The 26,319-nt window shown below is 61.1% G+C and carries 25 protein-coding genes; 10 read left to right on the forward strand and 15 right to left on the reverse strand.

What is annotated here, in order from left to right; all coding sequences use genetic code 11:
• Positions 1–12: 12 nt before the first annotated feature.
• On the reverse strand, positions 13–870 hold the full coding sequence (gene coxB, locus NHAM_RS17765) for a cytochrome c oxidase subunit II (RefSeq protein WP_011508859.1): 858 nt from the start codon (positions 868–870) through the stop codon (positions 13–15).
• Between the two features lie 827 nt (positions 871–1,697).
• Here coxB and tsaA point away from each other — a divergent pair.
• Positions 1,698–2,147 carry a tRNA (N6-threonylcarbamoyladenosine(37)-N6)-methyltransferase TrmO gene (gene tsaA / locus NHAM_RS17770; RefSeq protein ID WP_157043673.1) on the forward strand — a complete coding sequence of 150 codons (450 nt, stop codon included), beginning with the start codon at positions 1,698–1,700 and terminating at the stop codon, positions 2,145–2,147.
• Positions 2,148–2,213: 66 nt separating this feature from the next.
• Here the strand turns inward: tsaA and NHAM_RS17775 are convergent, their stop codons facing one another.
• Entirely contained in the window at positions 2,214–3,482 is a 1,269-nt protein-coding gene (locus NHAM_RS17775; RefSeq protein ID WP_011511836.1) for a hypothetical protein, read from the reverse strand.
• A gap of 462 nt (positions 3,483–3,944) precedes the next feature.
• Here NHAM_RS17775 and NHAM_RS26900 point away from each other — a divergent pair, with 462 nt between their 5' ends.
• The 3 genes from NHAM_RS26900 to NHAM_RS17790 all read left to right on the forward strand — a co-directional run bounded on the left by NHAM_RS26900 (position 3,945) and on the right by NHAM_RS17790 (position 6,102).
• Positions 3,945–4,112: a hypothetical protein gene (locus tag NHAM_RS26900; protein ID WP_198136952.1), complete on the forward strand. Its 168-nt coding sequence runs from the start codon at positions 3,945–3,947 to the stop codon at positions 4,110–4,112.
• A gap of 428 nt (positions 4,113–4,540) precedes the next feature.
• A complete protein-coding gene (locus NHAM_RS17785) occupies positions 4,541–4,813 on the forward strand; it encodes a hypothetical protein (RefSeq protein WP_011511838.1) in 273 nt (90 codons plus the stop codon).
• 221 nt (positions 4,814–5,034) lie between these two features.
• The gene (locus NHAM_RS17790; RefSeq protein WP_011511839.1) at positions 5,035–6,102 is read left to right on the forward strand and encodes a CobW family GTP-binding protein; all 1,068 of its coding nucleotides are present in this window, start codon (positions 5,035–5,037) and stop codon (positions 6,100–6,102) included.
• Between the two features lie 1,085 nt (positions 6,103–7,187).
• On the opposite strand, the gene NHAM_RS17800 is transcribed toward NHAM_RS17790, so the two are convergent.
• A complete protein-coding gene (locus NHAM_RS17800) occupies positions 7,188–7,349 on the reverse strand; it encodes a hypothetical protein (RefSeq protein ID WP_245269935.1) in 162 nt (53 codons plus the stop codon).
• A gap of 948 nt (positions 7,350–8,297) precedes the next feature.
• Positions 8,298–9,047 carry a hypothetical protein gene (locus tag NHAM_RS17805; RefSeq protein ID WP_011511842.1) on the reverse strand — a complete coding sequence of 250 codons (750 nt, stop codon included), beginning with the start codon at positions 9,045–9,047 and terminating at the stop codon, positions 8,298–8,300.
• 707 nt (positions 9,048–9,754) lie between these two features.
• Between NHAM_RS17805 and NHAM_RS17815 the strand changes: the two genes are divergently transcribed.
• Positions 9,755–10,162, forward strand: coding sequence for a DUF59 domain-containing protein (locus NHAM_RS17815; RefSeq protein ID WP_011511844.1), 408 nt, complete (start codon positions 9,755–9,757; stop codon positions 10,160–10,162).
• 939 nt (positions 10,163–11,101) lie between these two features.
• On the opposite strand, the gene NHAM_RS17830 is transcribed toward NHAM_RS17815, so the two are convergent.
• From NHAM_RS17830 to argH, 4 genes are all read right to left on the reverse strand, one after another.
• On the reverse strand, positions 11,102–11,662 hold the full coding sequence (locus tag NHAM_RS17830; RefSeq protein WP_011511845.1) for a c-type cytochrome: 561 nt from the start codon (positions 11,660–11,662) through the stop codon (positions 11,102–11,104).
• A gap of 449 nt (positions 11,663–12,111) precedes the next feature.
• A complete protein-coding gene (gene lysA, locus NHAM_RS17835; protein WP_011511846.1) occupies positions 12,112–13,377 on the reverse strand; it encodes a diaminopimelate decarboxylase in 1,266 nt (421 codons plus the stop codon).
• Between the two features lie 12 nt (positions 13,378–13,389).
• Entirely contained in the window at positions 13,390–13,635 is a 246-nt protein-coding gene (gene lptM / locus NHAM_RS17840) for an LPS translocon maturation chaperone LptM (RefSeq protein ID WP_245269936.1), read from the reverse strand.
• Positions 13,636–13,859: 224 nt separating this feature from the next.
• Positions 13,860–15,257 (reverse strand): argininosuccinate lyase, encoded by a 1,398-nt coding sequence (gene argH / locus NHAM_RS17845; protein WP_011511848.1) that lies wholly within the window; start codon positions 15,255–15,257, stop codon positions 13,860–13,862.
• A 96-nt stretch (positions 15,258–15,353) separates the two neighbouring features.
• Between argH and tlpA the strand changes: the two genes are divergently transcribed.
• Entirely contained in the window at positions 15,354–16,037 is a 684-nt protein-coding gene (gene tlpA / locus NHAM_RS17850; protein ID WP_041358327.1) for a thiol:disulfide interchange protein TlpA, read from the forward strand.
• 13 nt (positions 16,038–16,050) lie between these two features.
• Here tlpA and NHAM_RS17855 read toward each other — a convergent pair whose 3' ends face one another.
• The 5 genes from NHAM_RS17855 to NHAM_RS17875 form a co-directional block, all read right to left on the reverse strand.
• Positions 16,051–16,932 carry a 3-hydroxybutyryl-CoA dehydrogenase gene (locus tag NHAM_RS17855; RefSeq protein WP_011511850.1) on the reverse strand — a complete coding sequence of 294 codons (882 nt, stop codon included), beginning with the start codon at positions 16,930–16,932 and terminating at the stop codon, positions 16,051–16,053.
• A gap of 106 nt (positions 16,933–17,038) precedes the next feature.
• Positions 17,039–17,983, reverse strand: coding sequence for an electron transfer flavoprotein subunit alpha/FixB family protein (locus NHAM_RS17860; protein WP_011511851.1), 945 nt, complete (start codon positions 17,981–17,983; stop codon positions 17,039–17,041).
• Positions 17,983–18,732: an electron transfer flavoprotein subunit beta/FixA family protein gene (locus NHAM_RS17865; RefSeq protein WP_011511852.1), complete on the reverse strand. Its 750-nt coding sequence runs from the start codon at positions 18,730–18,732 to the stop codon at positions 17,983–17,985. Before NHAM_RS17865 ends, NHAM_RS17860 begins: the two co-directional genes overlap by 1 nt.
• 234 nt (positions 18,733–18,966) lie before the next feature.
• Positions 18,967–19,539, reverse strand: a complete 573-nt coding sequence (locus NHAM_RS17870; protein ID WP_011511853.1) for a cob(I)yrinic acid a,c-diamide adenosyltransferase — start codon at positions 19,537–19,539, stop codon at positions 18,967–18,969.
• Positions 19,540–19,582: 43 nt separating this feature from the next.
• Positions 19,583–19,780, reverse strand: coding sequence for a twin transmembrane helix small protein (locus tag NHAM_RS17875; RefSeq protein ID WP_011511854.1), 198 nt, complete (start codon positions 19,778–19,780; stop codon positions 19,583–19,585).
• A 145-nt stretch (positions 19,781–19,925) separates the two neighbouring features.
• Here NHAM_RS17875 and NHAM_RS17880 point away from each other — a divergent pair, with 145 nt between their 5' ends.
• Entirely contained in the window at positions 19,926–20,819 is an 894-nt protein-coding gene (locus tag NHAM_RS17880) for a YihY/virulence factor BrkB family protein (RefSeq protein WP_011511855.1), read from the forward strand.
• Here NHAM_RS17880 and NHAM_RS17885 read toward each other — a convergent pair.
• Positions 20,746–22,002 (reverse strand): ATP-binding protein, encoded by a 1,257-nt coding sequence (locus NHAM_RS17885; RefSeq protein WP_011511856.1) that lies wholly within the window; start codon positions 22,000–22,002, stop codon positions 20,746–20,748. The two genes, NHAM_RS17880 and NHAM_RS17885, sit on opposite strands and share 74 nt — an antisense overlap.
• 121 nt (positions 22,003–22,123) lie before the next feature.
• Positions 22,124–22,996, reverse strand: a complete 873-nt coding sequence (gene gluQRS / locus NHAM_RS17890) for a tRNA glutamyl-Q(34) synthetase GluQRS (protein ID WP_011511857.1) — start codon at positions 22,994–22,996, stop codon at positions 22,124–22,126.
• Positions 22,997–23,042: 46 nt separating this feature from the next.
• Here gluQRS and NHAM_RS17895 point away from each other — a divergent pair, with 46 nt between their 5' ends.
• The 3 genes from NHAM_RS17895 (at position 23,043) to NHAM_RS17905 (ending at position 26,234) form a co-directional block, all read left to right on the forward strand.
• Positions 23,043–23,696: a DNA-3-methyladenine glycosylase family protein gene (locus NHAM_RS17895; RefSeq protein ID WP_011511858.1), complete on the forward strand. Its 654-nt coding sequence runs from the start codon at positions 23,043–23,045 to the stop codon at positions 23,694–23,696.
• A gap of 170 nt (positions 23,697–23,866) precedes the next feature.
• Entirely contained in the window at positions 23,867–25,393 is a 1,527-nt protein-coding gene (locus tag NHAM_RS17900) for a PAS domain-containing sensor histidine kinase (RefSeq protein ID WP_011511859.1), read from the forward strand.
• Between the two features lie 283 nt (positions 25,394–25,676).
• Positions 25,677–26,234 (forward strand): HNH endonuclease, encoded by a 558-nt coding sequence (locus tag NHAM_RS17905; protein WP_011511861.1) that lies wholly within the window; start codon positions 25,677–25,679, stop codon positions 26,232–26,234.
• Positions 26,235–26,319 lie beyond the last annotated feature (85 nt).

Here is a 26,319-nt window from a genome sequence, read left to right on the forward strand (position 1 = left end):
TGACGCCGGCGCCTAGTGCATCACGTCGGCAGCCGAGGCCACCGCGTTCGCCGGGTTCGAAGCAAACTTCTTCTTCGCGGTTTCAACCCAGGCCGCAAAATCCTGCTCGCTCACCACCCGCACCGCGATCGGCATGAAGGCGTGATCCCGGCCGCACAACTCCGAGCACTGGCCGTAGAACATGCCGGTCTTGGTGGCCTTGAACCAGGTCTCGTTGAGACGGCCCGGAATCGCATCCACCTTGATGCCGAACGCAGGAACTCCAAAAGAATGAATCACGTCGGCCCCGGTCACCTGAACCACGACCACCTTGTTCACCGGAACCACCATCTCGTTGTCGACGGCCAGCATCCGCGGCTTCTTGTCCTCCGCCATCAGCGAGTCGAACTCGAACTTGCCATTGTCCGGATAGGTGTAGCTCCAGTACCACTGCTTGCCGGTCGCCTTCACCGTCAGGTCGGCCTTCGGAATGTCAAGCTGCTCGAACAGCAGCCGGAACGACGGCACCGCAATGCCAACCAAAATCAAAACCGGGATGATCGTCCACGCAACCTCGATCATCGTGTTGTGGGTCGTCTTCGACGGCACCGGGTTGGCCCGCGCGTTGAACTTCAACATCGCCACCACCAAAAGCGCCGTCACGAGCAGCGTGATCAGCGTGATCACGACCACAAGCCCACTGTGCATCTTCGCGATGCTTTCCATCACCGGCGACGCCGCCGCTTGAAGGTCAAGCCCCCACGCATTCGGTTGACCGACCAGTTCCTCTGCAGAAACCGATCCACCAGCGGCCAGCGCCGCCATTCCAAACGCTACCCCCAGAAACCGGCGGCTAAACCGGCGACCAATCTGACCCTTCGACATCTTCATGCCGCTCGCGCTCCTTGTCATAAATCTGCACCAGCACCTGGCGACCTTCGATACGGGCCCAACAAGCGCGTTACGTACCGGCCGTTTTCTTAAAGGAGTATATTTTAAGATGCAAGCCTCGTTCATGCTGCTATGCGGCAACGACGAAAGCCATTCGATCACGCGAACTGATTGCATCTCTGCGGCCAGCATCAAGCGTCTCGTCGAGGTTTCTAAGTCAATACGTGAAGGTGCGCGTCGACAATCAGTTTGAGATCAGTTTCGATCGCGCAATCAGCAACCGGACTCCTTACTCTTTCTTGACCAAGTACCAAGTTCTAGTCATCGCTCGACCGGTCATACAGCGCAATGCGGTCGCTGTAATGAGATACGCAGGTTCGAAAGCTGGATAGCTGTTCGGCGACACATGCGGCAGGTTGTTTGAAAACCGTTTGCCGAAGCGCAAATGCAACGCTCATCGCCTTGAGACTTGAAGGCCTTAAAGACATAGTCTTCAAGCGCAAGCTCGCGACACATTCCATCTCACGCTGCGGGAATCGCATGCCTCCACTGCGCGCTCGACATCGCAACCAGCGAACGGAATGGGCACAATCTTGAGTCCGACTGACACGATCATAAGCAGTCAGGATGACAAGGCCGGTCAAACTGGGGTTCCATGCCTCGCGCAAGAGCTTCGATAAGGTACGAAAATCACGGGACGCTCGACCTCGAGCAATGTAATTGTAAAAGTGCGCCCGGCAGAGGCCACGAACCGCAGATACCTTCCAGCCGGACAATATCTCCGGCTCAATCATCCCACACCCCGGTAGTCCTAAATGACGATTTGCATGCAATCCATAGCCACCGTGCGCAGCCGGTTCACAAACAGCGTGCGGATATCCCGTCGCGACATCGTCGCTGAAATCGTCGTGCGCGAGGACCTTGCGGCGACCCTGACCGGCATCGAGGAATGGTCGCACTTGATCATCCTGTTTTGGATGGATCAACTCGTCGGCAAGCCCGTTCCGTTAACCACGCATCCCCGGCACCGCGCCGATCTGCCGGAAGTGGGTGTGTTCTGCGCCCGCGGCCCGGAGCGGCCCAATCCGATCGGACTGGCCGTCGTCGAGTTGCTGAAACGCGACAACAACGTTCTGACCGTCAAGGCACTGGATGCCTACGACGGCACGCCCGTTCTCGATATCAAACCCTATGACGACTTTGACGCCGTCACCGGATTGCGGATGCCGCAGTGGTGGATGATCGCAACGGGCCGCTTAACACCGCCAACGACATAGCCGCATTTGCATGAGACTATCGCTCGGCAGCCACCGGCGACTTCGCAGCCCTCATGCCTCCCGCGATCAACGCGACGACCGACGCGTTGGCCCCGACTGACGCCATTGTCGCGACAGGCTGATCAGCCGATCCCGGGAAATCGTCCCGTGGTGATAAACGGCGCGTGACACCGCGTTCATACCCAATACCGCATCCCCAAATTCATGCCGTCGCAGGAATGGATGATGCGGCAGATAGGTTCGGACCATTTCTCTGTATTTTTCCATGTCGGATGGCGGAAGCCTGACGCGGCCGGCGCCCTCGAGCGGCTTCGACTCGATATACTGCGCGAGCAACGCCAATTGCTCCTCAACGTCATAAACGGCGTTCGGCAGCGCCGCCTCGCATTGCTCGCACAGCAGGTCCCGCAACTTATCCTGTTCGCGGCACAGTATCTCGTACAAGACCGCCTCAACTACTCCCCATGCCTCGCGGCCACGGTTTGCCTTGAGGTTTCTGGCAACGGTGGTGAAATCATCGATCACGGCCAGGATGGACCCCACCGCCGCAAGCACCGGGGCGAATCCGGCGAATACCTTGCCGCGTTCGTTCTGCCAAAGCTCTCCCTCCGGCAGACCAAGCGCGGCTTCGATTGCCTCAAAGTAGGTGGTTATGAAATCCTGCGCGTGTTCCGGGTGTTGCAGATAGTGCGAGCCTGGTCTAGCGGCGCTCGCGGCATAGGCATGGATCAGTTGCCTGGCTCCCTCCTTGTCGAAGAACTCGACGTTAGCCGTGACGTGCGTAATCCCGGGCACGGTGAGCTCAAAGTGCTGCCGCGCCAGCTCGAGCGACTCGAACCTCCCCAGGAAAACCAGCTTGGGCCGCGAGGTAACATGCCGGTCGCTCCGCAAGAATTCGGCGGTGGATACCAGAAACTGCTCGATTCCCGTCTCGTTCGACAACAACCTCCCTTCGTCGAGAGCGTCCACGATGACTGGAATTTTCCCCTCATGAAACGCGGTTATGGGATCGCTTTTGTCGGCGGCTTCCAGATCAGCCAGCAAAGTCCGGAGAGAACCGGCGGAAACGGGGACATTGGCCAGGTCAAGGATCGGCACCTTGAGTGTCGCCGACAGTTCCCTCGCCAACGTGCTCTTACCGACCGCTGCGGACGCCTCGATGAAAACGATCTCCTTCTCCAAGGCCGATCGGTCGCTCCCCTCGATTTCCAGTCTTGGCGTCACGAATGGCGTTGGCTGCTCCCCGACGAAGAGGCATCCGCTCTGATCAACCTTCGGGAGATGGACGGGGCGGTTCAACACGTTGACGAGCGCGCTCAGCGCAGTTTCCGACATATGGGATGACCTCTTCGGGCGAAGGCCGCACGTTTACCGTCGCGGAACTTCCGGTTCAATGGCAATGGTGTCCGGCCGACAAAAGTAACGCGCGATACGCTCGAAAACAGCGAGGATTATGCACCCGCGTGAGCAGTGACGGGTTTGGCGGCGATGCGCCGTACTTCATTCGCACTTCGAGGCCGACGGCGGGCTTATATCATTTATACCAATAGACGCACGCGATCGCCTGAGGCGGCCAGGCTTTCGTTGCCGCAACGCACCATGTTCGAAATCCGCCCGTCGTCTCGATCCGCGGCAACTGGATCATCCTTAAAAAAGCAATGGTAAAGCGAACGACCGTGGCGCGAAAAGCGATTGCCGAACGGATATATACGCGCGCGCGAATCCATGTCATACTGAGCTATGATAAAAGGTTGGAAGATCAGTTCCGTGAGGCCTGGCAGAGGCGCCAGTGGCGCATTGCGCCAGGAATTCATCCTTGTCGCCATCGCCGACCAGGCCGAGGCTGTCCGAGTGGTCAAGGAGTGCCTTCCTGACGCGGAAATCACGGTGGATTCGGAAGCCAGTCCAGATCTTATTGCCGAATATCAGGTCATCGAAGGCGAAATGGTTGTGCTCGCGGAGTGATCTGGAGTTGCGCGGGAGTGCGCACTCTCGCATCAAGGCCTGAAAATCGGATTGCGGGATGTGCTGGGCGCCCGGGAACCGGTAGCGCCGCGATAGAGAGTGGCCACGATCGCAATTTCTTACCCCGGCATTTTTCGGATCGATCAACCGCAACGCACGGCGGCTCGCGCCGAGCGAGCACGATCTTCACCATTTGGTTGCCGACGTCGGAGGCGCAGGCCCCATCAGGGGCAACGGTGAAATCATATTTTCAGTCGACAGGATCAGAATTTCTTCATAGCAACGGCTCGGTCGTGGCGGACGCGACGTCCGGACAAACAGTTCCCGCGCACCAGCCTGATAAGATCGTCTCATGAACAAGCCGTGGTAGCCTGTGATAAGGCCAATGCCAGAGACGCAGAAACAGTTGCCTAAGGAGAGAATAACCTATGCGATACCGTACCAACCAGGGGCTGCTGATCGAGGCCGGAACGTCGGTCGAGGCGATCCGACGCCTGCGTGAGTCGAGCTGGAATGAACAAAACCTCAGCGATGAGGTGTACATGGAAGCGGTTGCGGATCGCATGTACCAGGAGGGCGTTCACGTTTCAACGCTCAGCCCGGACATGTTCATTGCCGGGCTGTTGAGCGCCGGGCTACTCACGCGCGAAACCGACGATACGCAGCCGGATGCAGCGAAGCAGGAAACAGATCGTAACTAGAGCCTTTTCGTTTCTGATGGAATCAGAAGCGGGCTCTATGATTTTGATTTGACGCGTTTTCTTCACGCGAACCGGTACCCACTTCGCTCGAAAACGCTCTAGATAAAGGCGGGCCGCTATACAAGCGACAGCCGGCAAGACCGACGCCGAGGAACGAGTCCTCACGGTAATTGATACGAGACGGCTGGATGCCTATATAGACAGACCAGCGGAGGAACAAAATGTCTGACAAAATCCCGGTCACCGTGCTGACCGGCTATCTCGGCGCCGGCAAAACCACATTGCTCAACCGCATCCTTTCGGAGCAGCACGGCAAGAAATACGCCGTCATCGTCAACGAATTCGGCGAGATCGGCATCGACAACGACCTTGTCGTCGGCGCCGACGAGGAAGTGTTCGAGATGAACAACGGTTGCATCTGCTGCACCGTGCGCGGCGACCTCATGCGCATCCTCAGCGACCTGATGAAGCGGAAGGGCAAGTTCGACGCCATCATCGTGGAGACCACGGGCCTCGCCGATCCGGCGCCGGTGGCGCAGACCTTCTTCGTCGACGAGAATGTCGGAAAGCAGACCAAGCTCGATGCGGTCGTCACCGTCACCGACGCCAAGTGGCTCAACGACAGGCTCAAGGACGCTCCGGAAGCCAAGAACCAGATCGCCTTCGCCGACGTGATCTTGATCAACAAGACCGATCTCGTCTCGGCCGCCGAACTGGCAGAGGTCGAAGCGCGCATCCGCGGCATCAATCCCTACGCGAAGCTGCACAGGACCCAACGGGCACAGATCCCGCTCAACGAGATTCTGGAACGCAACGCCTTCGATCTCGACCGCATTCTCGATTTCGAACCGGCCTTCCTCGACGCCAAGGATCACAGCCATGGCCACGATCACGACCATGGCCACGATCACGATCATGGCAACGGCCATGACCACCATGATCATGATCATGACCACGAGGACCAGCATGGCGGGCTCAAGCACTACCACGACGAGGAAATGCAATCGATTTCGCTCAAAACCGACAAGCCGCTCGACGCCGATAAGTTTTTCCCGTGGGTAGAAGACCTGGTACAGAAGGAAGGCCCGAGCATTTTGCGCAGCAAGGGCATCCTTTCCTTCAAGGACGAAGATCGGCGCTTCGTGTTCCAGGGCGTCCATATGATTCTTGACGGCGACCATCAGCGGCCCTGGAAAGAAGACGAAAAGCGCCAAAGTCGCATCGTTTTCATCGGCCGTAATTTGCCGGAAAAGACGATCGCCGACGGGTTCGAGAGCTGTATCGCCTGATATAAGCGACCCTCAGCGCACTGCCCTCGGGAGCGCACGCACGCCCCCAGATGCCGCACGCGGCGTGATCGTCAGCCCAATCTGTTCGACCGTGCCGGCATCCGCCAGCCCGCTGAAAAGGGTGCAGCCGTTTTCCGAACCGGGACGGGTGCGCTGCGGCGGGACGAGCGGGCAGAGCGGCGCCATTGGCAGCGGCGATGCCGGCGGAGAAGCATAGCCTTGAGCTTCGAAACTGGGGGCTTGCCGCCGATGGCGGCCGGAGTTCTTGTGATGTTTGAAGTCACAAGGTCATGCTGGCATCGCGGCGGCACGGTATTTCGAACGGTGCGGCATGGATCCATTCGCGCAAGGAAGCGCCACCATCGCTGGATGCGAGATGGTGGGCTGGACGACATGCTTGTGGTGTTGGCGCGCGAAGCCCACCTGGAATGACTGACGATCGACTCAACCATCGTTCGCGCTCATCAGCGCCGCCGGCGCACGACGGTCATAATGGGCGGATGCCCCCAGGCACGGCTCAGTCCCGCGCCGGCCTGAGCACACCACGATACACATGGCCGCCCGAGGCTTGGGGTATCCCGTGCGGTTCACGACAGCAGATCAGAAGGGACACACCGCAAGCCGCCGCTTGATTGAAGGTTGATCAATTCGCCGGGCTTCTCGCGCTCGTAGCGAGTGAACGGCACCACCGGATCAAGCGCGCCTGAGCCGGCCTCCCCCCATCGACGCAGTACCTTACCCCGTCGAAACCAACGCCCGTGCCAACATACGATCACGGGTCCCGACAGGCGCTTGCGACAGAAAATGTTGATCTCGGCCTCCGTGGCATCGCCGAATCGGGAAGGCAACGAATGCGGTCGCACTCGATTCAATCGCGCGCCACTGCGCCGTCCAGCCATCCTTAAGAGGTTCTACCATCAGGCGTTCGACTGGGTGCGTTCTGGAGTTCTCTTGGATGATCATCCGGAGCGTTTGGGGTAAGAGTGCATGTCCGCCAACCAGCATCCCTTTCGGCCCCGGGACAAATCACATCCATGCCAACGAAAGCAGATGCCCCTCCGCTCTACCCGCGCAACACCCCGACTCTACGGTTCCTCGGAAGGCCGTGAGAAAATGATCAGCAGAAAACCGACCACAGCCATCGCAGCGCCGTAGTAGACCCATTCCGTATGCCTGACCATGATACTATCGGCGGGAAAGCTATAGAAGCGGAAGCCCTGCCCCATAAAGCCCAGTCCGGCGACCAAGGTGATGACTCCGACGATTCTCAGTAGAGCATGCATTCTAGGGCGTTTTCCCGGATGTTGTTGAATGTGACCAAACAGCGAGTGCGCTATACTAAGCGGCCTCGGGTTTCGCTTCAACTCTATTTGCGGCCGGGATGTTAGTTGTCCCAAATACGGCGAGCCGCTCGACGAGACTTGTTCGCATTCACGGTTCTTCGCACCCATGATACGCCAGCGGCCGGGTGGCGTCATGTCGCACGTCGCGTGCTTTTCGCAGCGTGTCTGATAATTATGCACTGCCCCCAGTAGTTTTCAGCTCTGTTGGCGATGGTCGACGAACCGTGCGGTAAGGACGGGATCGTCCTGCTCGCCGCGTCCCGCGCAACGTAAGGATCGAGGGTCTGCGTAAGGATGGCGGCCGGATATGAGCGATCGCTGCGACGCCCTTAACTGGACAATAGTGCCGAGGTGCGAGGCGTCGAGTCCGTTTATCAACACTTTTTCTGGCGCCAACCGCTCAACGCAACGCGCGCTATCAACGCAAGGCCGATTTATCAACACCCTTTTCATGAGTTGCTGAACGCGTCCATGAGACCGGGCATCTGGAGACCGGCCTCACCAGCCTACTGCCGAAGATCCGCACCAAGCCGTACGCCGGCAAATGCACGCTGCGGTTCGCTTACCGCCAGATCGATGAATCAGTCACAGGACGTAATTGAAACTGGGCAGAACACGCGTGCTGGAGCAAGGTTCGGATGCCCCGCGCTATTTAGGTGCTCCACCGTACGAGCTCTTGTTGGATAAACTGACTTTTCTCAGGTCTTTCACGAAGAACGTCGTCGTTCGCGTCAGACGGCCAGACACACAACGACCGCGGTAAGCGCTGCCTCGTTTCCGAGATCGGCACGCTTCACCGCGGTCGCAGACGAACACTACTCTTTAAATTCGTAATATCTTCAACCGCCCTAGTTAGGCGGCAGACCTAGCCGTAACCTTCTTCTCTGGCTTCTGAGCCGAAGGCGTCTTCGACGATGTGACCGTTGGCACACCATTCTCGAAGCTCACCTCACTGGCTGCAACCAATTCAGCTTCAAGAAGCGAAGGCTGCTTGGGAGCCGTTAAACGCTGGAACGACTCCGTCAACGAGATCGAAAGATCAATGGCTTTGCCGCGAAACGTATCCCACAACATCACCGCACCCTGACTCGGCACCAACATTCCCTGCCTAGCCGGACCCCGGTTCAAGGCAAGGCGCGACTCGCGCACGCGCCGATGCCCGACGTGCTCATGCTCATGCTCATCATGTTGCGCATTGACAGGCAGCTGCAGCACCGTCGCGGTTTGCCCAGCGGTAAGCTGCGCAATCTTCAGAACCTGCCCGTTCGGGAATTCCAGCGCGTCGTGCTGAACGTATGGATTATCCTCATCGACCTTCCGGAAGCTCGCGACCTTATGGTCCACGCGAGCCTTACCCGAGAATCTCATGCCAAAAAAGCTGCGAGGGCAATCGTACTGAACGTTCTCGTCAAAGGCGAGTTCCGTTCCAGGCAACAGGCAGACCGCCAATTCGGGCGGGCTATCATGAATCACAAGCTTGGGGCCGAGCTCGCCAACGGCGGCAAAGCCGCGCACGTTTGATTTTGCAAGCTCCATCGTAACCAGCTTATCGGCGACCTTGGCAGGCCGCGAAGAAACGTGATGCAGACTGTAGTCGCACATGAAGGGCTCCTCTGGTTGGGACTACGCGCTCCTCACATCAATAACAATACTTTCGATGCGAACTCGTTCCGCCGACTTCTCACTCCGGCGACTGCGTATCTTAGTCCAACGATCCAACCATGCTAAATTGGTGTAGTCAAAATCTATCACGGCAAGAACGTTCGCGTCAACTCTATTCCGAAACAGATGCCTGGAGATGCGAGCGACGATTCCGCTTTGAAATCGGCGGGCGAGCCGGCACCAACCGAGTCGGCCGCCAGCAAATATAACTTTTGAATTCGACATTCGCGTCCGCGTCCGCGTCCGCGTCCGCGTCCGCGTCGCCGACGCACGGCCAGGTAGGACGCGAATGTCAAATCACTCCCCTCGGTTGAGAGGGTCGAGGTTGAGAGAAATGGCGGCCAGCCATAACGGAACCAATACACGGTCATGAAGGGCAGCGGTTATCCCGCCCCATCCCGCGCTGGCGAATCGACGTCGGCACGGCTCGGGCTCCGACGCCGGAGAGGTCACATCGAGCGCCCTCTTGCCACTTGGAGAAGGCTTGCAACTGCACTATGTTATGTGAGTAGATGCGTTGCCTTATGGCTGCATTGGCGAACGCTTTGACGACGTTCGAGCGGAACACAAATCCGAACGGAACCTATTTAGAGCACGCGGGCCAAATCTTGGGCGCGGGCCGTTCGCCAAAGCGCAGGAGTTTCCTTATGATGGACGACGCGAACATAGCTGGAACCGAAAGCGTTTCCCCGGTTGGCGCTGATGCCGCCGATGCGGTGAATCGGCCACCCAGCATCCCGACGGACGAAATGGAGCGCATGGGAGAGGGAATCGTAGGCGCACTCAAGACGGTCTACGATCCAGAAATTCCGGCCGACCTCTACGAGCTTGGTCTGATTTATAAAATCATCATCGATGACGACCGCATGGTCAATATCGAGATGACGCTGACGTCGCCGGCTTGTCCGTCCGCGGCGGAACTGCCGGGCCAGGTAAAGAACGCGGTCGCGGGCGTATCCGGCGTGCGCGATGCCAAGGTCGCGATCGTCTGGGAGCCGCCGTGGGATCCCAGCCGCATGTCGGACGAGGCGCGCACGGTGCTCAACATGTGGTGATGATCGGATCATCACCCAGTCGTATCGATTCAGGTTTTCGGCTTGCAATTCAGCAGGGGCCCACGCGTCAGGCGCTTGCAAACGACCTATTGCCGCCCTCCCCGGCGCGCAGTTGCGTGTCAGCCGTGGGAGCTTGCGGATCGAGCCCAAGCTCTCGGCGGAATAAGCCGGCGCGGCAGAGCCGTATTCGCGTGGCGGTGGCAGTCTCTTTGGAAACAAGCCCGGACCTATAAAGGACCAGCACGGCTGTCCTCTTGCGGGGCAACAAGTCAAGCTTGCGCTTCGCGCCCGCCCATTGGCAGGAGGTTATTGCCAGCGACATTGCGGGCCCGCCGACGGTGCCCTGATCACAATTCCCACAAGGCGCCGACGGCTTCCGGGCGTCAGGCCCCATGCGGGAGAGCCGTTGAGCGCACGCTATGACGCCCTTAGCGGCGTACTGGATCGCAGGCGAGCACCGGACGGCGCTCGAGTTCGGCACAGGAGATGGCGCCACGAATGCAGCAGGCCGGCGCGCGCGGCGCCGGATAGACGCTGCAACTCACAGGGCAGTCCGCCCGGTCGATCACAGATACAGAAGGCAGGGTATTCGCGGGAAACGGCGCCGCTTGCTCGAAGGGGGCCAGACCGGGATATCCGGCCGTCGTCAACTATAAAACGATCGAACCAAAATAAATGAAATCAGACGCAAACACACCCCCGCCCTGATCGCAGAACCGATCGAACTGTATCGATCGAAGCTGTCGCAGACGACATGCCCATTCTTCACCTTTTGACGGGCTGAACTTTGCGGCCACCCGCCAAACATTCTGGCTCGCTTTAACCGCCCCGCCCCCGTGGCGGCAACCGCGAGCGGGATGCTCGCGAGCGCCATGGGTTTTGACAGGCTTAACTTCAGCAGGTCGTTCCTGCTGTTTAGTCATGCCTGCGTTAGGCCGCCTACTTCGGCAGCGGCACAGGGTTCTTCGAGAGCGTTGCGAGATACGCCACCAGGTCAGCGCGCTTGCTCTCGCTCTTCAAGCCGGCGAAGCTCATGGACGTGCCCTTGACGTAGCCCTTCGGATCATTGATCCATTCGTTGAGCTCGGCGAAGGTCCATTTGCCGCCCTTGGCCTTCAAGGCTGCGGAGTAGTTAAAGCCCGGCTGCGAAGCGACCGGCCGGTCGACGATGTTATAGAGGTCAGGGCCGATCTTGGGGCCTTTGCCTTCCTCGGTGTTGTGGCAAATCTGGCACTGCTTGACGAGCCCGGCACCGCGCTCGGCATTGGCGCTGGCAAGCGCCTTATTGAACGACGCCGCGTCAGCCGCCGCCGAATGCTCGGTCTTGGCGGTGGCTTCCTTGGCATCGGCTTTATGAGCAGCTTCAGAGTGCGACTTCTCTGGTCCGCTGAACGACTCGTCGATGATGCGTACTACTTGCACAAACAACAATGTTCCCAGCAGTGCGCCGAGAATAGCGTTGGTCCGGTTTGAATGCACTGTATCACTCCCAGAGGTCATTACTGAAGTACTCCCAGCGGTAGAGGAGCCAAAGAAACCCGGGATACCCCGGACGAACTGAAAAGATCGATGGCAGCGGCACCCCCCGGCTCATCGATCTTGTAACAGCCCCACTCTAGCCCGTTTTGCGTGCCTAAGGGGAGCGGCGGGCACACACATATCAAATAGATGTTTGTCGTGCAACGGTTCACCCGACGCCTGACGCTGACGGATTTTGCACTGCGAACGGTGCCTTTGACAGGCACCCTTGGGCCTTTTTCTGTTGCGCCAAGCGCGGCTTGCCGGGTCCTTGCAACGCCGCCGGAAAGCACCTTCATGGTGCAGCGCACCGGCGCTATTTGACGATGACAACCGGGATCGAAAGGCCGCGCTCGATGTGGAGCAGCTTAAGCAGCGATTTGAGCTTGCTGCATGGACTGCTCGATCGGATTGAGTCGAGGCCGCAGCGATCATAGCCAGGGCGCGGACATGTCCATAGCAATGAGCTGCTCGACCTCGATGCGCGGGCGGACCACCGCATACTGGTCGTCCTTGACCAACACCTCGGGGATCAGCGCGCGGGTGTTGTAGGTTCCGGATTGCACTGCGCCGTAGGCGCCCGCGGTCATGATCGCGAGAAGATCACCGGCTTGCGGCTCCGGCAGATTGCGCCCGAGCGCCAGATAATCCCCGGTTTCGCAGACCGGACCGACTACGTCCGCAACCATCACCGGGGCATCTTTCGGCGCCGCGCGCACAGGTATGATCTGGTGATAGGCCTCGTACAGCGTCGGGCGAATCAGGTCGTTCATGGCGGCATCGATGATGATGAAATTCCGGGCGTCGCCATGCTTCACGTAGATCACGCGCGTCACCAGAATGCCGGCGTTGCCGACGATCATGCGGCCCGGCTCGAACATCAGCGTGCAGCCGAGATTGTGGGTCACGCGCCTGACCATCTCGGCATAGGCGAGCGGCTCCGGCGGTGCCGCACGGTCCTCGTAATAGGGAATGCCGAGGCCGCCGCCGAAATCGACGTGGCTGATGGTGTGGCCGTCGGCGCGCAACGTGGTGACGAAATCCGCCAGCAGACGGAAGGCCGCCTCCATCGGGCCAAGATCGGTGATCTGGCTACCGATGTGCATGTCGACGCCGGTGACCGCGATGCCAGGCAGTTTTGCCGCGTGGGCATAGACCGCACGCGCTCGTGCGATCGGAATGCCGAACTTGTTCTCCGATCTGCCGGTCGAAATCTTGGCATGGGTACCGGAATCGACGTCGGGATTGACGCGAATCGAGATGCGCGCCGTGCGCCCGGCTTCCGACGCAAGCTTCGACAGCAGGTCGAGTTCGGGCTCGGATTCCACGTTGATGCAGAGAACGTCCACGGCCAGCGCCGCGCGCAGTTCGGCGTCGGTCTTGCCGACGCCCGAGAACAGGATCTTACTTGCCGGAATGCCCGCCGCCAGTGCGCGCTTCAATTCCCCGCCGGACACGACGTCCGCTCCGGCCCCGAGCTTCGCCAGCGTCCGCAGCACCGACTGATTGGAGTTGGCCTTCACGGCGTAGCAGACCAGATGGTCCACTCCTGCGAAAGCATCGGCAAACACACGGTAGTGCCGCTCCAGCGTCGCGGTCGAGTAACAATAGAACGGCGTGCCGACGACCTCGGCCAGCGCCGAAAGATTCACGCTTTCGGCGTGGAGCACGCCGTCGCGGTAATCGAAGTGGCGCATGAGCGTCGCGCCTCAGTGGCTATCGAGCAGCGGGTCGAGGATAAAGGATTTCTTGGTGCCCCTGGCCGCCGCCGGATCACTGTTCATGCCGTACGATGGATCGGACAGGCTGCCCTTGGTCGCTGCTTCGCGGTCATGGTCATCCGCCGCCGCTGCGGCACGCGACTGCTCCGACGCGGTCGGCGGCAGATCGAGGCCACCCTTGCGCCCGCAACCGGCCAGCGCCAGCGCGGCGACTGTCAGAAAAATTAGAGCCATTCCGCTTCTGACGGAATCAGAAGCGGGCTCCATAATTTTGATTTGACGCGTTTTCTTCCCGCGAACCGGTATCCACTTCGCTCGAAAACGCTCTAGTGTCCATCTCGCGGAGACGAAGCTTGAAGTGCTGTTCACGGCGATATCCCCAATCGGCGGCACCATACAAAGAATGCCCTGTTCTGGCGAGACCGGAAGGTCAGAAAAATTCGAGTCGACTTTGTGGGTCAGCCCAATTTTCGCTCTTTTTCCAGCCGCTTGAGCCAGGCGTTGGCTTGCGAGCGGACGTTTTTCGGCGCGGTCCCGCCATAGCTCGTCCGGCTTTTCACCGACGCCTCGACAGACAGCACCGCAAGCGCATCGCGGGTGATGCGCGGCTCGACCGCCTGCATGTCCTGAAGCGCCAGTTCATGCAGCGCCACGCCCTGCTTCGATGCGGCGGCGACGATCCGCCCGGTGACATGATGCGCATCGCGGAACGGCATCTTCAGCGTCCGCACCAGCCAGTCGGCGAGATCGGTCGCGGTGGCATAGCCGTCACCGGCCGCGGCCTTCATTCGCGCCTCATCCGGCACAAGGTCGGCGACCATGCCGGTCATGGCGCGGATCGCCAGCGAGAGCGCGCCGAACGCCTCCATCGCACCCTGCTTGTCTTCCTGCATGTCCTTTTGATAGGCCAGCGGCAGTCCCTTCATCACGATCAGCAGCCCCGTGAGCGCGCCGACGACACGGCCGGTCTTGGCGCGCACCAGTTCGGCGGCGTCGGGATTGCGCTTCTGCGGCATGATCGACGAGCCAGTGGTGAACTTGTCGGAGAGCCGCACAAGGCCGACGAGGGGCGAGGTCCATATCACGATCTCCTCGGCGAAGCGCGACAGATGTATGGATGCGATCGCCGCGGCCGAGAGTGTCTCCAGCACGAAATCGCGATCGGAGACCGCATCGAGCGAATTCGCCATCGGGCGATCGAAACCGAGTGCCTTGGCGGTAGCGTCGCGATCGATCGGAAAGGACGTGCCCGCGAGCGCCGCCGCCCCAAGCGGGCTCTCGTTCAGGCGCCTGCGCGCATCGGCAAACCGGCCGCGATCGCGCGCCGCCATCTCGACATAGGCCATCAGATGATGACCGAAGGTGACCGGCTGCGCGGTCTGCAAATGCGTGAAGCCCGGCATCACCGTCCCGGAATGCTCTAGCGCGCGCGTCAGCAGGGCATGTTGAAAGGCCGCGAGCGCCGCATCGGTCTCGTCGATGACGTCGCGGACATAGAGGCGGAAATCGGTCGCAACCTGATCGTTGCGCGAACGCGCGGTATGCAATCGTCCGGCTGCAGCGCCGATCATCTCCCCGAGCCGACCCTCCACATTCATGTGAATGTCCTCAAGCGCCCGCTTAAAGTCGAAGGTACCATTGCGGATCTCTGACAAAATCGTGTCTAGACCCTTGTCTATGTTTTTTGCATCATCCGCCGTAATGATGCCTTGAGCGGCAAGCATGGCAGCGTGGACCTTGGACGCGGCAATGTCCTGGGCGTAGAGATGGCGATCTACGTCGATAGAGACGTTGATTTCTTCCATGATCGCGTCGGGACCTTCGCCGAACCGGCCGCCCCACATCTTGTTGCTCATGCCGCGCCGCTCATTTCATGACTGCCGGACAATCGATTCACCCGGTTCGTTCCAACCGTCTAAAGCCGAAGCCTGCATACCCGCATCTTATACAGGATGACAAACGATATGACTGAAACCACCCCGTCGCCCAGCCGCGCCGAAAGCAGGCTTCCCATAGGCCCACTGGTCGCGGTCGCCGTCGTCGCCGTGGTCACGGCCTTGCTTTTGGGCGCCGGGCACCTGAAGTCCGCGAGATACGGGGCTAACGCCAGTGTGCCCTGTGGCCCCGCTGTCGAACTCTCCAAAAAGCTCGCCCACCGGGCCATCGGCGAAGTGGCATCCCTGACGATGGCGTCGAAGCCGCGTCAGATGCCGGACCTAGCCTTCATGGACGGTGATGGCCAAGCCAAAAAGCTTTCGGACTGGAAGGGAAAAACCGTTCTCTTGAACCTGTGGGCGACCTGGTGCGTGCCCTGCCGCAAAGAGATGCCTGCGCTGGACAAGCTTGAGAGCAAACTCGGGAGCGATAAATTCGCTGTGATCGCCGTCAACATCGATACCCGCGATGCCGACAAGCCGAAAGCCTTTCTGAAAGATGCCAACCTGACCCGCCTCGGCAATTTTCATGATGCAAAAGCCGAAGTCTTTCAGGATCTTAAAAGCGTGGGTCTGGCGCTCGGCATGCCCACCTCGGTGCTGATCGACGGCCACGGTTGCGAAATCGGCAACATGGCCGGGCCGGCCGAATGGGACAGCCCCGACGCGATCGATCTGATTCAGGCATCGTTGGCGCCTTAAAGTCGTTCTGCTTTCAGCGCGTCGGAACCGGTTTTTCGCCGCGATAGTCGTAGAAGCCGCGCTGGCTCTTGCGGCCGAGCCATCCGGCCTCGACGTACTTCACCAGCAGCGGACAGGGCCGGTACTTGGAGTCGGCGAGCCCTTCATGCAGCACCTGCATGATCGACAGGCAGGTGTCGAGACCGATGAAATCAGCGAGCTCGAGCGGTCCCATCGGATGGTGCGCGCCGAGCTTCATGGCGACATCGATCGCCTCGACATTGCCGACGCCTTCGTACAGCGTGTAGATCGCCTCGTTGATCATCGGCAGCAAAATGCGGTTGACGATGAAGGCCGGGAAATCCTCGGACACGGCGATCTGCTTGCCGAGTCCGGTGACGAATTCCTTGGCCGCCTCGAAGGTCGCATCACCGGTCGCGATGCCACGGATCAGCTCGACCAGTTCCATCAGCGGCACCGGATTCATGAAGTGAATGCCGATGAACTTCTCCGGGCGATCGGTGGACGCGGCAAGCCGCGTAATCGAGATCGATGACGTGTTCGAGGCGATAATGGCCTCGGGCTTCAGCACCGCGCACAGATCGTGAAAGATCTTGCGCTTGACCTCCTCCTTCTCGACGGCGGTCTCGATCACCAGATCGCAATCGGCAAGCCCGTCGAGAGCGTCCGTTTGTCCAATCCGCGCCAGCGCTTTCTGGTGGGCATCCTCGGTGATGATCTTCTTCGACACCTGACGCGACAGGTTGCCATTGATGGTGGCCATGGCCGACTTCAGCCGATCGGCGGAAAGATCGTTGAGCACCACGTCGAGCCCGGCGAGGGCCGCCACATGCGCAATACCGTTGCCCATCTGACCCGCACCGATCACGCCGACTTTTCTGATCATTGCCGCCATTTTACCATCTCACCGGGTCCTCAACCGCGCAGACCGCGGCTCGCCCCATTCTTGCACAAACACCGGCCGAAGTCCGTTGCTCCGGCGAGCATTCCTCAGATCATCGTTAGCGTCCGAGCTTTCCAAGTTCTTCGGTGAGTTCGGGAACCGCCTGATACAGGTCCGCCACCAGGCCGTAATCGGCCACTTGGAAAATCGGCGCATCCCCATCCTTGTTGATCGCCACGATCACCTTGGAATCCTTCATGCCGGCGAGGTGCTGGATCGCCCCGGAGATACCGATCGCGATGTAAAGGTCCGGCGCCACGACCTTGCCGGTCTGACCGACCTGCCAGTCGTTCGGCGCGTAGCCCGCATCCACGGCGGCGCGCGAGGCCCCGACGCCGGCGCCGAGTTTGTCCGCCAGCGGCTCGAGGTATTTGGTGAAGTTCGCGCGACTGCGCATGCCGCGACCACCGGAGACGATGATCCTGGCCGAGCTCAGTTCGGGGCGATTGTTCTTGGCGACCGCCTCGCCGACGAAACTCGACAAGCCCGGGTCGGCCGCCGCGGCGACGGCCTCCACCGGAGCACTGCCGCCGTCGCCGGTTGCGGCGAAGGTCGAGGTCCGCACCGTGATGACCTTCTTGGCATCCCTGGACTTCACCGTCTGGATCGCATTGCCGGCATAGATCGGACGCTCGAAGGTATCGGGCGCGACCACCTTGATGATTTCGGAGACCTGCATCACGTCGAGCAGCGCCGCGACGCGCGGCATCACGTTCTTGAAGCGCGACGTCGCCGGCGCAACGAATGCGTCGTAACCCGGCGCCAGCGAGCGGATCAGCGCGGCGAGCGGCTCGGCGAGATCGTGGGCGTAGGCCGGGCTGTCCGCGAGCAGCACTTTCGCGACGCCCTTCAATTTCGCGGCGGCTTCGGCGGCGCCCCCGGCATTTTCGCCCGCGACGAGCACGTCGACCGGCGCGCCGAGTTGGGCGGCCGCGGTCAGCGCCTTGTTGGTCACATCCTTCAGCGATGCGTGGTCGTGTTCGGCAATCAGCAACGTGGTCATCAGATTACCCCGGCTTCGTTCCTGAGCTTGGACACCAGTTCGGCGACGTCCTTGACCTTGACGCCGGCCTTGCGGCCCGGAGGTTCGGTTGTCCTGAGGACTTCGAGGCGAGGCGCGAGATCAACGCCGTACAGGTCGGCGGCCCTTTCCACGATCGGTTTCTTCTTTGCCTTCATGATGTTCGGAAGGGTGGCATAGCGCGGCTCGTTAAGCCGCAGGTCCGTCGTCACGATCGCCGGCCCTTTCAGCCTGACCGTCTGCAAACCGCCGTCAACTTCGCGCGTCACCTTGAAATAGGCCCCGTCGACTTCGAGCTTCGACGCGAAGGTCGCCTGCGCCCATCCGAGCAGCGCCGCCAGCATCTGGCCGGTCTGGTTTGAATCGTCGTCGATGGCCTGCTTGCCGAGAATGATCAGGCCGGGGCCTTCCTCTTCGACAACAGCCCTGAGGAGCTTGGCGACCGCCAGCGGTTCGACAGGGGCTTCGGACCTGATCAGAATACCGCGGTCGGCACCCATGGAGAGACCGGTGCGGATCGTTTCCGCGGCTTCAGCGGGGCCGATCGACACCAACACGACTTCGGTCGCCTTGCCGGCCTCTTGAAGGCGCACGGCTTCCTCGATCGCGATTTCGTCGAACGGGTTCATCGACATCTTGACTCTGGCGAGATCGACGCCGGACCCGTCGCCCTTGACGCGGATTTGCACGTTGAAATCGACAACCCGCTTGACCGGCACCAGAATCTTCATCGACCCTCTCTCGAACCGAGCTTTGGCTGGATCAACCGGGAGTGTGAGCTTCGGCGCGGAACCTGGAGCTATTCCGGCTTTGATGGCCTCAAAGCCGGGCTCCAGCCTTTTGTTTTGACGCGTTTTCTTGACGCGAGCCGGTACCCACGATCACTCGAAAACGCTATAAAGGTCCCGTTTCCGGCGGTCAACGCGCGAAGGCCAAAAATCGGGGTCCCTAGTTCGGGTTCGCGGTCATCTGTTTTGTCCCGGTACCCAGAGGACATCGCCCTCGCCCTTGTCGTTCATGAAGCGGCTGGCCACAAACAGGAAATCCGACAACCGGTTCATATACCGGACCGCGGCATCGTTGACCGACTCGCCGGGCTGCGCGGCGAGTTCTACCATCATGCGTTCCGCCCGGCGACAAATGGTTCGCGCCAGATGCAGATAGGCGGCGGCAGGCGTCCCCCCCGGCAGCACGAACGATGTCAGATCGGCAAGCCCGGCATTGAGTCTGTCAATGTCATTCTCCAGACCCACCACCTGGCTGGACACCATGCGCAGCCGTTCGGCTTTGCCCTCGCGCTGGGGTACCGCCAGGTCGGCGCCGAGATCGAACAGATCGTTCTGGATGCAGCCCAGCATCCCATCGAGATCGGGCGCGCCGGAAAGATGCAGCCGGACTACGCCGATCGCGGCGTTGGTCTCATCCACGGTTCCGTAGGCGCCGACACGGAGGTCGTATTTCGGGCGGCGCTCACCGGTGCCGAGCGCGGTGGTGCCGTCGTCGCCGGTACGCGTGTAGATTCGGTTGAGAACGACCATCGGCCCTCCGGTGCCGGTTCATCAATCCGTCACTGCCCCATCATCAAGACTGCCCCATCATCCAGATCGTCACCATGGTGATGACGATCGCAACGAACTGCAGAAAAATCCGCCATCGCATCAGGTTCTGCGAGCGGCTGGGACTGCCGCCGCGCATCATGTTGATCAAGCCCATCAGCAACACTGCGGCGACCGAGGCCACCGCGACCGGAATCAAAATCGTGCTCAGGAATGCTGTCATTTTTTTTATATATCACCACAGCCGCGACTGCGCCATTGCTTGCAACGAGATTCAGCCCTGCGCAACAATCTGGCCTTTTATGTATTGATATCAGATAGTAAACGGCGCCGGCGAAGCCGCCATTCGGCCTTGACCAGGGTGAAATGTGAGACATATCCGCTACGTCTACAGGGTCGGGACGGATGCCTTCTACACGTTCCTTGCCGACGATGGCTGGGCGATCGCGAGCCATATCGCGCTATCCGCGCTGATGGCGCTGTTTCCGTTTCTTATCGTCCTGACATCGCTGGCGGGCTTCCTGGGGTCCAAGGGGCTTGCCGATCAGGCGGCCGAACTGATGATCCAGATCTGGCCGGATCAGGTCGCCAACGCGTTGTCCGGCGAAATCCATGACGTGCTGACGACGACGCGCCGCGATGCGCTGACCGTCGGCGCGGTTCTCGCGGTCTACTTCGCGTCGAACGGCGTCGAAAGCCTGAGGGTCGCGCTCAACCGCGCCTATGCGGTGATCGAGCCGCGCCGCTGGTACTGGCTGCGGCTGGAATCGATCGGCTATACGCTGGTTGCCGCGGTGACGGCGCTGGCGATGGCGTTCCTGATCGTGCTCGGTCCGCTGATCATAGCCGCCGCGAAGCGCTACATCCCGCTGATCGTCGAATCGAATGAGAGCCTGCTCAACATCGCCCGCTACGGCATCACCGTCATTGCGATGTTCATCGCGCTCGTGATCCTGCACGCGTGGCTGCCGGCGGGTCGGCGATCCTTCCTGCAAATCATCCCCGGCATCATCTTCACCATGCTGGCGTCGCTGGCCTCGGGCATCGGCTTCGGTCTTTATCTTGCACGCTTCGCCAACAACTACGTCACAATGTATGCGGGCCTGGCCTCGGTCGTCATCGCACTGGTGTTTCTCTACTTCATCGCCGCGATCTTCGTATTCGGCGGCGAATTGAACGCGGCCATCATCAAGTCGCGGCTGCCGCGCGGCGTTTCGCTTCAAGCAGCGCAGTCGCTAGAGCCCGCGGAGAAACAGGCTTGACCAGAAACGCATCGCCGCCGGCCGCGCGCGATGCCGCTTCGTCGTCGCTTCTGCCGGAAACGCCGATGATCGCGATCCGCCCGGCCGGTGCACCAAGGGCCCGGATACGCCCGATCGCCTCGATCCCGCTGATGCCGGGCAACACCATATCCATCAGCACCGCATCGAAGCCTCCTTGCGCGATGCGCTTGACGGCGTCCTCGCCTCGTCCGACGAACTCGGCCTGATGGCCGAGTTCGGTGAGAATTGTGTTGAGCACGACGCGGCCGAACGGATTGTCCTCGACGCTGAGGATGCGCAATCCGTCTGAAAAATCCAGCGACGCATCGGGATCTTCGCCGGTTTGGGGCGTCGCCGGCCCCCTGGCTGGCGCCAGCAGGACGGTAAACGTGAACGTGGTGCCGCCGCCGCGCCGCTGCGTCACTGTCACGTCCCCGCCCATCGCGCGCGCCAGTTGCTTCACCGAGGACAGCCCGAGGCCGGCGCCGCCGAAGCGCGATGCAATCGAGACATTGGCCTGCGAGAACGGCCGGAACAGCCGTCTGATCTCGGCGAGCGACAGGCCGATGCCGCTATCGGACACCGCGAACGACACGCCGATTTTTCCCTTTGGCCGCCGCGCCGCCGTGGCCTTGAGCACGACAACACCCTGCTCGGTGAACTTGACGGCATTGTCGATCAGATTCTCCAGCGCCGCGCGCAGGCGAACGGGATCGCCGGTCACGAACACCGGCAGCTTGTCGGAAATTTCGATTGCCGAGCGCAGGCCCTTGGCCGTCGCGCGGCCGGCGAGCGAATCGCCGGCGTTGCGCGCCAGCGCGCGCAGATCGAAGAAATCCTGCCGCCCGCCGGGCGCGGATTGACGGCTTCGCGCCGCATCGACGAACAGCGTCGCCAGACTGGCGAGATGGTCGGCGCCGGCCTTGATGGTTTCGACCCAGCGCCGCTCGCGCTCACCGAGATCGGAGGTGGCAAGCAGATCGCTGATGGCGAGAATTCCGGTGAGCGGCGTGCGCACCTCGTGGGCGAACGCCGCCAGCGCGGCCTCGACGATGCCGGACGGCGATTGCGGAGACGCTCGTCTGGTCTTCGCCGGCTTCGCGGTTTTCTTCGAACTGCGCTCTTTCGCCGGCCGCATTTTAGGCTTCCGCGGCTTGCGCAACGCGCGCGATGTCGGCGCCATGATGTCCTTCCCCCAGCCCCGCGCCAGCATGCCACGGCCCGGCCGCAGGAGTCACGTCGAGGATGGTTTTGTCATGCGAAGATGCTTTACAGCGAACCAAGGCAGCGGCGTTGCGGCAGTTTCAGGGCAGGCCGATCAGGTTGCGGACCTCCCCGGCCGTCATCCCCCGGGCGCGCAATTCCCGCAGGCCGGTCGCGGCGGACGCCTTGGACAGCTTCGCCCCGGCGCCATCGCGGATCAAACCATGGTGGCGATAGACGGGCTGCGGCAGGTCGAGGATTTTTTGCAGCAGGCGGTGCACGGCGGTCGACCAGAACAGATCCTGCCCGCGCACCACATCGGTAACACCCTGCAGGGCATCGTCGATCACCACCGACAAATGATAGCTGGTCGGCGTGTCCTTGCGCGCGAGAACGACGTCGCCCCAGGCTTTTGGCAATGCAACGATGTCGCCGGTTTCCCCGTCGGGGCCGGAGCCCCGCTCGGTCCACGCGAGATCGCCGGCGAGCCGGCACGCGGCGTCCATATCAAGTCGCAGCGCATAAGCCGCGCCGGATCGCAGCCGCCGCTCGCGCTCAGTGGCGGAAAGCGATTTTGCCGCGCCGGGATAGAGCGGTGCGCCGTCAGGATCGCGCGGCCAGACACCATCAGCCTCGCGCGCCTTCACCAACCCCGCAATCCCGGCACGGCTCTCGAAGCTCGGATAGAGCAACCCCATCGCGGCCAGCCGGTCGAGCGCTGCACGGTAATCGGCAAAATGGTCCGACTGCCGCCGCACCGGCGTCTCCCAGGTAATCCCAAGCCAGCCGAGATCCTGGTCGATCGCCGCTTCGAACTCGGGACGGCAGCGTGTTGCGTCGATGTCCTCGATCCGCAACAGAAAACGTCCCCCGCCCTCTCGCGCGGACTCGAAATTCAGCAACGCCGAATAGGCGTGCCCGAGATGCAGAAAGCCGTTCGGCGACGGCGCAAAACGGAAAACGGGTGGCGGCATCGGTTCTTGCTTGCATAACCGGGTCGTGACGCAGAACTACTAACTAATGACCGTCCACCTGAAAACCCAATCCGATCTCGACGACGCCGTCAACGCGCTGGTGAAGCAGGATCCGCGACTGAGGCCGATCGTGGATCGCACCGGCCTTCCCGCCCTGCGCCAACGCCAGCCTGGCTTCGAAGGCCTCGCCGCGATCGTCTGCGGCCAGCAACTGTCGACCGCGAGCGCTGGCGCGATCTGGGGACGGCTCAGCGCCGCCTTCGCGCCGTTCCATCACGATGCGATCGGCAAAGCGCGCGCCGACCGGCTCGGCCGGCTGGGATTGTCGGCGGCAAAGATCACCACGCTGAAACTGCTCGCGCGCGAGATCGCTGCGGGGCGGCTCAACCTCGACGTGCTCGCCGAGGAGGATGCCGACGCCGCCCATGCCACGCTGGTCCGGCATCGCGGCATCGGACCGTGGACCGCCGATGTCTATCTGCTGTTTTGTCTGGGCCACGGCGATGCCTGGCCCGCGGGCGATGTCGCGCTTCAGGAGGCGATCAAGGTCGGCCTCGGGCTAACGACGCGGCCCACGCCGAAACAGATGGTGCCGCTCGCGGAGCCATGGCGACCCTTGCGCGGAGCGGCCGCGCATCTGTGGTGGGCGTATTACAAGGTCATCAAGAACCGCGAAGGCGTAATCGCTGGACCGAAGTGAACGGACTTGCCGGGACCTCACCAGCGGTAGCGCAGCGTGGTCAACCGCATGATTTTCAGGCGAGGATCGAGGCCGGCAAGGCCACGCCATCCGTTCAGGCCCAGAGCCTCGACCGGCTGGAACACATCGATTGCGAGCCGGTTATCCTCCGCGAGGACTGCGAGGCTTAAATGCCGGACACGTCAAAACACGACAAGAACGCCAAAGACCTGTTCGACAGCGAACACCGGTTTCGGCTTCTCGTCGAAGGTGTCATCGACTACGCGATCTACATGATGGACCCCACGGGGATCATCACCAACTGGAATACAGGCGCGGAACGCATCAAGGGCTATCGCCCCGACGAAATCATCGGTCAGCATTTTTCGCGGTTTTATACCGACGCGGACCGCGCTGCGGGGCGCCCTGCCCGCGCATTGCAAATTGCCAGCGACACCGGGCATTACGATGAGGAAGGCTGGCGGGTTCGCAAGAACGGATCGTTCTTCTGGGCCAGCGTCGTCATCGACGCCATCCGCGACGACTCCGGAAACCTCATCGGCTTCGCCAAGATCGCGCGGGACATCACGGAACGCCACGAGGCCCAGCAAAAACTCGAGCGCGTGCAGCGGCAGCTCGCGGAATCGCAGAAGATGGACGCGCTCGGCCAGCTCACCGGCGGCGTCGCTCACGACTTCAACAATCTGCTGATGATTGTCAGCGGAAACATCCAGACCCTGAAAACAATCGTCGAGAACGACCCGAGGGCCATGCGGGCGGTTCACGCCATCGAGACCGCGACCCAACGCGGAGCTGCGCTCACCCGGCAGCTCCTGACATTCTCCCGGCGGCAGAGCGTCAACCCGTTGCCGACCGCCGTCGCGGATCGCATTCGATCGATCGCCGCCGTTCTCGAGAGCGGCCTTGGCAACACCATCGCCCTGCATATCGACACGCCTGACGACTTGTGGCGCGTCACGATTGACGCAACCGAATTCGAAACGGCGATGCTCAATCTGGTCATCAACGCACGCGACGCCATGACAAACGGCGGACACGTCGTCGTGCGGGCGCGAAACATAGTCCCAACGGACGAGGCTGAAGAACGCTACATTGCGATTTCAGTCGAGGATACCGGCCACGGTATCCCGGCGGACATCCTGGCCAGAGTATTCGATCCGTTCTTCACGACGAAATCTGTCGGGAAGGGAACAGGTCTCGGACTATCGCAGGTGCACGGTTTCGCTCATCAAGCCGGCGGCCATGTCGGCATCGACAGCGAGCTTGGCCGCGGCACCGTGGTTACGATCTATCTTCCGCCGACCGAAACGCTGGATGCCAAGGGCAACGGGCAGGGCCACCGCGACGCAAGCGGCACCGTCCTGCTCGTCGAGGACAATCCGGATGTCGCGAATGCGAGCGCCGGATTGCTCGAACAGCTCGGCTATCGTGTGCGGATCTCCAACAATGCCGAAGCGGCGTTGTTGGAGATCGAACGCAATAGCGTCGATCTGGTTTTCAGTGACATCGTAATGCCGGGAAAAATGGACGGCCTCGGTCTGGCGAAGGCGCTTCGCGCGACACATCCGCATTTGCCGGTGTTGCTGGCCTCCGGTTACAGCGAGGCGCTCGCCGGAGGCCAGACGGATTTTCACATTCTCCGGAAACCCTACGCCATTCACGAACTCAGCCAGGCCCTCGCCAAGCTGTCGTATTGAACGCCTTTGCGGCAGGTATGGCCGTGACCCGCGAAGGTTCCGACCAGCGGGGCAACGGTGTCCTGCCGGAAAAGCAGGGCTTGCACTCTTCACAATCCTGTCACGCTGCCTGTAGTATGCCGGCGCTAGCCGCCTCAAAAGCCGAAGCGGCCGACATGGAGATCGGACGCGCTCCGCAAAGGTGCCGGTTTTGCGATCAGGATGCGCTCGGTCATAGCTATTGGATGCATTTTCCGCGGCAAACCGGCGTTCGCTTTGCCGGGAAGGGCTCTGGAGGCGCTATTTGAACGCGCATGTCTCCCAAGGCGGCTGGCCGGTGCTGGTCCTGAATGCGGACTTCCGGCCGCTGAGTTACTATCCGTTGTCCCTTTGGTCGTGGCAGGACGCGATCAAGGCGGTCTTCCTTGAGCGTGTCAATATCGTCGAACATTACGACCGAGCCGTACGCAGCCCCTCGTTCGAAATTCAGCTCCCGAGCGTGGTGTCGCTGAAATCCTTCGTCAAACCGTCGACCCATCCCGCCTTCACCCGCTTCAACGTGTTCCTGCGCGACAGGTTCATGTGCCAGTACTGCACGGCGAGCGAGGACCTCACCTTCGACCACATCATCCCGCGCAGCAAGGGCGGCCAGACCACGTGGGATAACGTCGTCGCAGCCTGCTCGCCGTGCAATCTGCGCAAGGGAAACCTGACGCCGCGTCAGGCGGGGATGTTTCCGCGCCAGGCGCCGTTCGCGCCGACCGTGCATCAACTGCATCGCAACGGCAGGCTGTTCCCGCCGAACTATCTGCACGATAGCTGGCTGGATTATCTCTATTGGGATACCGAGCTCGATCCGTAAGATCGGCAGGCCGCCTGGGTGCCGTCATGCCGCTTTCGCCGCGAACGTTTGGCGCATAAGATCGTTTGTACGGCTGCCTTTCTGA

It is taken from the genome of Nitrobacter hamburgensis X14, from assembly GCF_000013885.1.
In the GTDB taxonomy this organism is placed as follows: Bacteria; Pseudomonadota; Alphaproteobacteria; order Rhizobiales; family Xanthobacteraceae; genus Nitrobacter; species Nitrobacter hamburgensis.

Excerpts from the sequence above, each read along its gene's own strand:
- coxB (WP_011508859.1), bottom strand. The coding sequence starts at position 870 with ATGAAGATGTCGAAGGGTCAGATTGGTCGCCGGTTTAGCCGCCGGTTT.
- tsaA (WP_157043673.1), top strand. The coding sequence starts at position 1,698 with ATGCAATCCATAGCCACCGTGCGCAGCCGGTTCACAAACAGCGTGCGG.
- NHAM_RS17775 (WP_011511836.1), bottom strand. The coding sequence starts at position 3,482 with ATGTCGGAAACTGCGCTGAGCGCGCTCGTCAACGTGTTGAACCGCCCC.
- NHAM_RS17785 (WP_011511838.1), top strand. The coding sequence starts at position 4,541 with ATGCGATACCGTACCAACCAGGGGCTGCTGATCGAGGCCGGAACGTCG.
- NHAM_RS17790 (WP_011511839.1), top strand. The coding sequence starts at position 5,035 with ATGTCTGACAAAATCCCGGTCACCGTGCTGACCGGCTATCTCGGCGCC.
- NHAM_RS17805 (WP_011511842.1), bottom strand. The coding sequence starts at position 9,047 with ATGTGCGACTACAGTCTGCATCACGTTTCTTCGCGGCCTGCCAAGGTC.
- NHAM_RS17815 (WP_011511844.1), top strand. The coding sequence starts at position 9,755 with ATGATGGACGACGCGAACATAGCTGGAACCGAAAGCGTTTCCCCGGTT.
- NHAM_RS17830 (WP_011511845.1), bottom strand. The coding sequence starts at position 11,662 with ATGACCTCTGGGAGTGATACAGTGCATTCAAACCGGACCAACGCTATT.
- lysA (WP_011511846.1), bottom strand. The coding sequence starts at position 13,377 with ATGCGCCACTTCGATTACCGCGACGGCGTGCTCCACGCCGAAAGCGTG.
- lptM (WP_245269936.1), bottom strand. The coding sequence starts at position 13,635 with ATGGCTCTAATTTTTCTGACAGTCGCCGCGCTGGCGCTGGCCGGTTGC.
- argH (WP_011511848.1), bottom strand. The coding sequence starts at position 15,257 with ATGAGCAACAAGATGTGGGGCGGCCGGTTCGGCGAAGGTCCCGACGCG.
- tlpA (WP_041358327.1), top strand. The coding sequence starts at position 15,354 with ATGACAAACGATATGACTGAAACCACCCCGTCGCCCAGCCGCGCCGAA.
- NHAM_RS17855 (WP_011511850.1), bottom strand. The coding sequence starts at position 16,932 with ATGGCGGCAATGATCAGAAAAGTCGGCGTGATCGGTGCGGGTCAGATG.
- NHAM_RS17860 (WP_011511851.1), bottom strand. The coding sequence starts at position 17,983 with ATGACCACGTTGCTGATTGCCGAACACGACCACGCATCGCTGAAGGAT.
- NHAM_RS17865 (WP_011511852.1), bottom strand. The coding sequence starts at position 18,732 with ATGAAGATTCTGGTGCCGGTCAAGCGGGTTGTCGATTTCAACGTGCAA.
- NHAM_RS17870 (WP_011511853.1), bottom strand. The coding sequence starts at position 19,539 with ATGGTCGTTCTCAACCGAATCTACACGCGTACCGGCGACGACGGCACC.
- NHAM_RS17875 (WP_011511854.1), bottom strand. The coding sequence starts at position 19,780 with ATGACAGCATTCCTGAGCACGATTTTGATTCCGGTCGCGGTGGCCTCG.
- NHAM_RS17885 (WP_011511856.1), bottom strand. The coding sequence starts at position 22,002 with ATGGCGCCGACATCGCGCGCGTTGCGCAAGCCGCGGAAGCCTAAAATG.
- gluQRS (WP_011511857.1), bottom strand. The coding sequence starts at position 22,996 with ATGCCGCCACCCGTTTTCCGTTTTGCGCCGTCGCCGAACGGCTTTCTG.
- NHAM_RS17895 (WP_011511858.1), top strand. The coding sequence starts at position 23,043 with ATGACCGTCCACCTGAAAACCCAATCCGATCTCGACGACGCCGTCAAC.
- NHAM_RS17900 (WP_011511859.1), top strand. The coding sequence starts at position 23,867 with ATGCCGGACACGTCAAAACACGACAAGAACGCCAAAGACCTGTTCGAC.